Source organism: Spirosoma sp. (assembly GCF_048594605.1).
GTDB lineage: Bacteria > Bacteroidota > Bacteroidia > Cytophagales > Spirosomataceae > Spirosoma.
In genome coordinates this window covers 1-6,483 of the sequence record NZ_JBMDWV010000151.1, presented here as the reverse complement: position 1 = coordinate 6,483, position 6,483 = coordinate 1, and the positions used below count along the sequence as shown (strand labels likewise).

Sequence of the window (6,483 nt, the reverse complement as noted above, 5' to 3'; positions counted from 1 at the left end):
AGCCTGTAACACTACGTGCCCACTCTGCCATTCAATTCCGCTGGTTAAAACAAAATTATTGACCAAAGGCACCGAGGGCTTTTTGTTGACATCAATTGCCTCATAGTACCGGTACTTTTGCGGAGGCATCGGAAACTGAGGCTTAGGACAGTAATACGTTACGTTCTCCGAACTACTTACGTCTAGATACGTGCCGACGGTCGGTAAAAATGACAGAGACTGGTTTATTGGAACACGATATCCAAGATTCAGTGGTATCTGAAAACGTACCTGACGGGTGTCAATATTTACGATTTCCCGCCAGGTATCAATAGGTCGGGCAAATTCGGCTCTGAAGTTCCGCTGCGTACGACTGTTGAAGTCGTCGTCTGTGATAAATCGGTTGGTGAACGTAGCCTGATTAAGGCCTATTCCTAGGGTCCAGTGCTGCCCAATAACTAACTCTGTAAATACACCGGCGCTCCATAGACGGGAAGCCACTTCAGCTCCCAGACCTGCCCGGAAACGTACCGCCAGATTCTTAACTGGCTGGCTGCCGGCTGGTTCTTTTGGCTGCTCATTAACTACCGTAGGCTGGGTGGGCTGCATTGGACGCATCCGTCTGGCTCGTTGAGTCAGAGCCATATCCCAGTTTCTGGATTTAATAGACAAAGGTAAGCTGGCTGCCAGCTCATAGTTTGTCGATGCTTCGTTCGTTGTGACTGGAGAAGCTGGCGCTTCCATCTGATTGCCAGTCGGGTTACTGGCTTGGCTTACAGACGTATTGTCCCGGCCTGTTCTCGTTGCTTCGTTTTCTCTGACGTTACCAGTTTTGTTATTGACTGCTAAGTTACGCTGTTTATTCGATGAATGTAACGGGTTGGAATCATTCTGCTCAGGCGCTTTTTCGCGCTTGTTTGGGCTGATTGAGCCTTTATCCTTCGCAGATGGGTTCGTCAATTCGTTGGTTACACTTGATTCATTAGTCTTATTGTTGGCAACAGAAGGAGTAGAGGATACGTCATACGATTCCGCTTGTTGGGTTTTGTTAAACGTAGTGGATGGTTCGGTAGTCGTCGAAGATTTGATCAGTTTCTCAGATGCGTACCGTTGTTCTGCAGATGTTTCCGGGCGCTGGTTCAACCGGTTGTCACTACGTTGCTCGGATCGAGGAGACAGTGGTTTTTCAACGTAGCGGGTTATATAAACCGTATCGGGACGAATAGCCTGACCTTCATTTCGGTTAGCGGTTGTTGTGGCGGCCTGGTTCTGTACTGAGGGTGTGGCTTCGTTGATACGAGCAACGCCCGGGCGGTCGGGAGCATGGGCACCAGAATTTGCAGAGGTTGACGCTGGCGCACTCACCGACTGCTGATGTAACTGCCCCACGGTTTGACGTAGTTGATTAATCTCGCGTTGCTGCCAGATGCTAAAACCTATTAAGGCAACTGTGCTGATGGAGGCAGCCGCCAATAACCACGACTGTCCTGACCAGACACTGCCAGAAAAGGGCTGATTTGCACTGGGAGGAGTTGACAGATTCGCGTTTTTGAGCGTATCCTGCATCCGCGCCCAGTCTTTGTCGGTAAATTCCGGCCGAATACTTTCCAGTTTTCGCCGGATAATATCGGTGAATCGATCAGTTTTCATGATAGGGAATTGTAGGCGTAGAAATGGGTCTTGTATGGTAAGCTTGTTTGATGAGCACTTGTAGTTTTTGCCGGGCCCGCGCAAAATTTGAACGTACCGTGGCTTCGTTATGGCTTAATATACCGGCAATTTCATGAAGACTGTAGCCGTCTACTACGTGCATCATAAATACAGTTCGGTACGTTGGACTTAATTGCTGAACCAGAGCTAGAATTTCTTCGGCCGCCATCTGATCCACTACGTCGTCGTCAACGGCCACCTGATCGCCCGTTTCCAGTGAGCTGTGCTGATCCTGCTTATGATTTTTGCGGTAGTGGCTAATGGCCGTGTTGACCAGAATGGTGCGAAGCCAGGCTTTAAAGGGCAATGTTTCATCGTAGCTTTCTAAATGCTGAAACGCTTTCAGAAAACCTTCATTTAGTACATCTTCAGCCTCTTCTACGCTCGACGTATAGCGCAGACAGATACTTTTTGCATAGCCAAAAAACTGTTTGAACAGTGTTCGCTGCGCTCGCGGATCGTTTGCGCGGCAAGCCCGAATGACGCTCGGCAGGTCATTATCGGCGAACGAAGACGATTTTCGGAAAAACAAAGTTCGATCAGATTAACGTAAAGGTCATTGACTATAATGACACTACGCTTTTTCTGTCAGGAACGTTGCATCCAGTTTTCAGTTATATTTTTTTCTTATTGCCACATTTACAAGCAGACTAACGTACTGACAGGAAACGGGTTTACTCACCCCGATTTTAGTGTACGATGAACGTGTTAGTGATTGGAGATGAACATACTTACGGCTATGGTTTGCCGGAAGGTAAGCTAAGTTATTTGGGGCATTTTATACGCCAGATCAGCCAGACCGGACAGAAAGTGTCTGTTGAAGCTTACGCTCATTTAACACTACCGCAACTGTCATCGCTGCTGGCTCAACTACCCTTGACTCGCTATGATTTGATCATTCTCCAATTTAATCAGGACCTGCTTCAGTCGATCGGAAATCCTGCATCCGGCTCAACTGTATTTGCTACACCTACATTACCTTATTCGCTTACTACGTCAGGAAGTACTGGCCGATTGAGCCTGTGGCAGCGGCTTAAACCCATTGGCATGACTTTGTTTTCGGCCATCTGGCCTCCCTACATAGGGAAAAAGATTACGGCTTTACTAAAGCAGTTACGATCGTATCGTCATAACGTATTAGTGGTTACGCCTTTACCGCATCAGAACTGGATAAATGGCTGGCTCCGGAAACGAAGTCGGGCTATTTTACTAAAGGAGGCTGATAAGCAACTATTCAGTGTGTTTGATACGGATACGGTAATCCAACCACGGGAGGAGTATTTTCAAGCCAGCAGCCACGACCATCTTAATGCTGTTAGCCACGAGCTGCTCGGTCGTGAATTGTTTGATTTTTATCAGTCGGCTCCAACAATCATCACCATTCAGGCCATCCGACGAGAGCAGGAGTAATAAATTTTAGGCATGTAGCACGTCTACAACGTATTGACACATGAGATAAACTTATAAGCTGAATGCCAGTATTTTTCTAAACGTAACAAGGGGAGTTTGATTGGTCAAACTCCCCTTGTTACGTTTAGAAAAGAAATTTTATATCTGAACTTCCATTTCTTCGGGCTTCGTCGTATCACCGGTGGGGCGTCCTTCGGGTTGCGGAAGCGGACGTTTCTCCTGACTGGTTGGGCCCTGCTCATCGGGCGTTACGTCTTTCCGCCGGGTCAGATACGTATAAATAACCGGTACGACGTAGAGCGTCAGAACGAGCGAGAAAAGCAATCCGCCGACAATTACGATACCCAACGGAATTCTACTTTTTGAAGCCGAACCCAGTGCCAGTGCGAGCGGTAAGGCTCCAAAAGCTGCCACCAAAGTGGTCATTAGGATAGGACGCAGACGTAACGCAGCCGATTCGGCAGCCGCTTCGAATTTATTCTTGCCGATTAGTCTCTGCTCATTGGCAAATTCTACAATCAGAATCCCGTTCTTGGTAACCAACCCTACGAGCATAATAATACCAATCTGGCTAAAAATATTTAGTGTCTGGTTAAACATCCACAGTGAGAATACGGCCCCGGCAAGCGCCAGCGGCACCGTAATCATGATGATGAATGGGTCGATGAAGGAGTCGAACTGGGCGGCCAGAATTAAATAAACCAGAACAAGCGCTAGCGCAAAGGCAAACAACGTATTACCCGAACTTTCGGCGTAATCACGCGAAGGACCAGAAAGCGCGGTTTGGAACGTATCGTCGAGCGTACGGGCGGCAATTGCCCGCATAGCCTCTACGCCGTCTCCAACAGTTTTACCAGGTGCCAAACCTGCTGACACTGTGGCCGATTTGAATCGGTTGTAGTGGTACACTTGCGGTGGGCTACTGACCTCCTGAAACTTAACCAGATTATCTAACTGAATCAGTTGCCCGGCGTTTGAGCGAACGTAGAACGACGCCAGATCGACGGGAGCGTCGCGGTCGGCCCGGTCAACCTGACCAATAACCTGATACTGCTTACCGTTCATCAGGAAGTATGCGAGACGCCGATTGCTAAGCGCCAGTTGCAGCGTTTGTGCTACGTCCTGCACCGAAATGCCGAGGTTCGTTGCTTTTTCCCGATCGATGGTAATGTTAAGTTCGGGTTTGTTGAATTTCAGATCAACATCAGACGTCTGGAACGTTGGGTCTTTTTGTACCTCTTCCAGAAACGTAGGTAGCTTTTCGCGCAGTTTCTCAAAGTTCAGGTTCTGAATCACAAACTGAACTGGCAAACCGCCCCCGCGTCCTACCTGAATCGTCTGATCCTGCGTAGCAAACATTCGGGCTTCGCTAAACCGTTTGAAGCTTTTGTTCAGATAATCGACAATATCCTGTTGCGATCGGTCGCGTTCAGAAGGATCAGTCATATTGACCATCACGAACGAAGAGTTCACAGCGCCAGCTCCCGAGAAGCCTGGTGCAACAACGCTGAACGCCAGTTTATTTTCGGGAATGGAATCGAGAACAAACTGTAGAACCCGGTCGGTCAGAGACGATTGAGCCTCAAAACTGGTTCCTTCAGGCGAGGTGATCGAGATACGGGTGCGTCCCCGATCTTCCAGTGGAGCCAATTCAGATTTCAGTTGCGAGCCTAGCCCAAAAATGAAGGCCAAACAGATGATAATCATGCCGAAGGCCCAGCCCCGCTTCTTCATAAAACTGGTGAGCGAATCGCGGTACGAATTGTCGAGCCATTCAAAAAATGGTTCGGTCTTTCGATAAAACCACGAACGACCGTGGTTTTTACTGGTCAGCTTAACACTCAACACGGGGGTTAGCGTAAGCGACACGAAGGCTGAGATCAATACGGCACCCGCTACCACAATCCCGAACTCACGGAACAACCGACCAACGAATCCCTGCAGGAAAATAATCGGCAGGAATACAATCGCCAACGTAATGGACGTAGAAATAACGGCGAAGAAAATTTCATTAGAACCTTCTTTGGCGGCCGTTTCGGTATCCATTCCTTCCTCGACTTTCTTGAAGATATTCTCCGTTACGACAATACCATCATCAACCACCAGACCCGTGGCCAGTACGATTCCCAGCAAGGTCAGTACGTTAATACTAAAGTCGGCCAGATACATAATAAAGAAGGCGCCAATAAGCGATACCGGAATGTCGATCAGCGGCCGGAACGCAATCAGCCAGTCGCGGAAGAACAGGTAAATAACCAGTACAACCAGTACGAACGAAATCAGCAGTGTTTCGCCTACTTCTTCAATAGCCCGGCGAATGAAGATGCTTCGATCGGTACCGACAAACACAATAATGTCGTCGGGTAAATCTCGCTTCAGGTCATCAAATCGTTTGTAGAATTCATCGGCAATGCTGACGTAGTTGGCTCCCGGTTGCGGAATCAGGGCCAGAATAACGCCAACGGCTCCATTCTGTTTGGAACTGGTTTCTTCATTTTCGGCTCCCAGACTGGCGTGTCCCACATCTTTGAAGCGGACGATCTGGTTACTGGTTTGCCGGATAATCAGGTTATTAAAATCGGCTTCGGTAGTCAGGCGTCCAACGGCTTTCACGGTCAGCTCCGTATTATTTCCATAGACCTTTCCCCCCGGTAATTCAACGTTTTGCGCATTCAACGCCGACTGAATATCCTGAGCGGTCAGGCGGTAAGCCGACATTTTGATCGGGTCAATCCAAAGACGCATTGCCTGGCGCTTCAACCCGTAAATATTCGCCTGGCTAACACCCGGAATCGTTTGCAGGCGCTCCTGAAGTACGTTTTCAGCATAATCCGATAACTGAGTTGGGCTACGCGTTGTGCTCTGAACATTCATGAAAATAATGGGTTCAGAGTTAGCGTCGGCCTTCGTAACAACAGGGGGCGCGTCGATATCCTGGGGAAGTTGTCGTTGCGCCTGCGCTACCTTATCCCGTACGTCGTTGGCGGCCTGTTCGAGGTTGGCATCCAGGTTAAATTCGATGGTGATGGTACTAGCACCCAGCGCACTGTTTGATGAAATCGTTCGGATACCCTCAATACTATTGAGTGACTTTTCAATAGGTTCGGTAATCTGCGACTCGATAATTTCAGGGTTGGCTCCCGTATAGTTCGTTCGAACCGAAATGACGGGTGGGTCGATGGCCGGGTATTCGCGTACGCCCAGAAAGGTAAAGCCAATGATGCCGAATAGAACGACAACAATCGACATCACCATCGCAAATACGGGCCGATTTAGACTTAATTCGGGTAGACTCATGGGTTCGTTAATTTTGTAGAGACGCAATACGTTGCGTCTCCTGTGCATCAGCCAAAACCATCCGGCAATAAACCGTCCGGTCAGGAG

At 48.6% G+C, this 6,483-nt stretch carries 4 protein-coding genes; 1 reads left to right on the top strand and 3 read right to left on the bottom strand.

All coding sequences use genetic code 11. The features are described from left to right. A partial coding sequence (locus ACOJS8_RS09710) for a hypothetical protein (RefSeq protein ID WP_420148339.1) occupies window positions 1–1,629 on the bottom strand: 1,629 nt, incomplete at its 3' end. Further along, window positions 1,619–2,221 carry an RNA polymerase sigma factor gene (locus tag ACOJS8_RS09705; RefSeq protein ID WP_420148338.1) on the bottom strand — a complete coding sequence of 201 codons (603 nt, stop codon included), beginning with the start codon at window positions 2,219–2,221 and terminating at the stop codon, window positions 1,619–1,621. The genes ACOJS8_RS09710 and ACOJS8_RS09705, both read right to left, overlap by 11 nt. 167 nt (window positions 2,222–2,388) lie before the next feature. On the opposite strand from ACOJS8_RS09705, the gene ACOJS8_RS09700 reads away from it, so the two are divergent. Next, entirely contained in the window at window positions 2,389–3,099 is a 711-nt protein-coding gene (locus ACOJS8_RS09700; protein WP_420148337.1) for an SGNH/GDSL hydrolase family protein, read from the top strand. Window positions 3,100–3,237: 138 nt separating this feature from the next. Here the strand turns inward: ACOJS8_RS09700 and ACOJS8_RS09695 are convergent, their stop codons facing one another. Then, entirely contained in the window at window positions 3,238–6,396 is a 3,159-nt protein-coding gene (locus ACOJS8_RS09695; protein WP_420148340.1) for an efflux RND transporter permease subunit, read from the bottom strand. Between the last annotated feature and the right edge of the window lie 87 nt (window positions 6,397–6,483).

What these genes read in the sequence shown, in the direction of transcription:
- ACOJS8_RS09695 (WP_420148340.1), bottom strand. Translation starts at nt 6,396, where the DNA reads ATGAGTCTACCCGAATTAAGTCTAAATCGGCCCGTATTTGCGATGGTG.
- ACOJS8_RS09700 (WP_420148337.1), top strand. Translation starts at nt 2,389, where the DNA reads ATGAACGTGTTAGTGATTGGAGATGAACATACTTACGGCTATGGTTTG.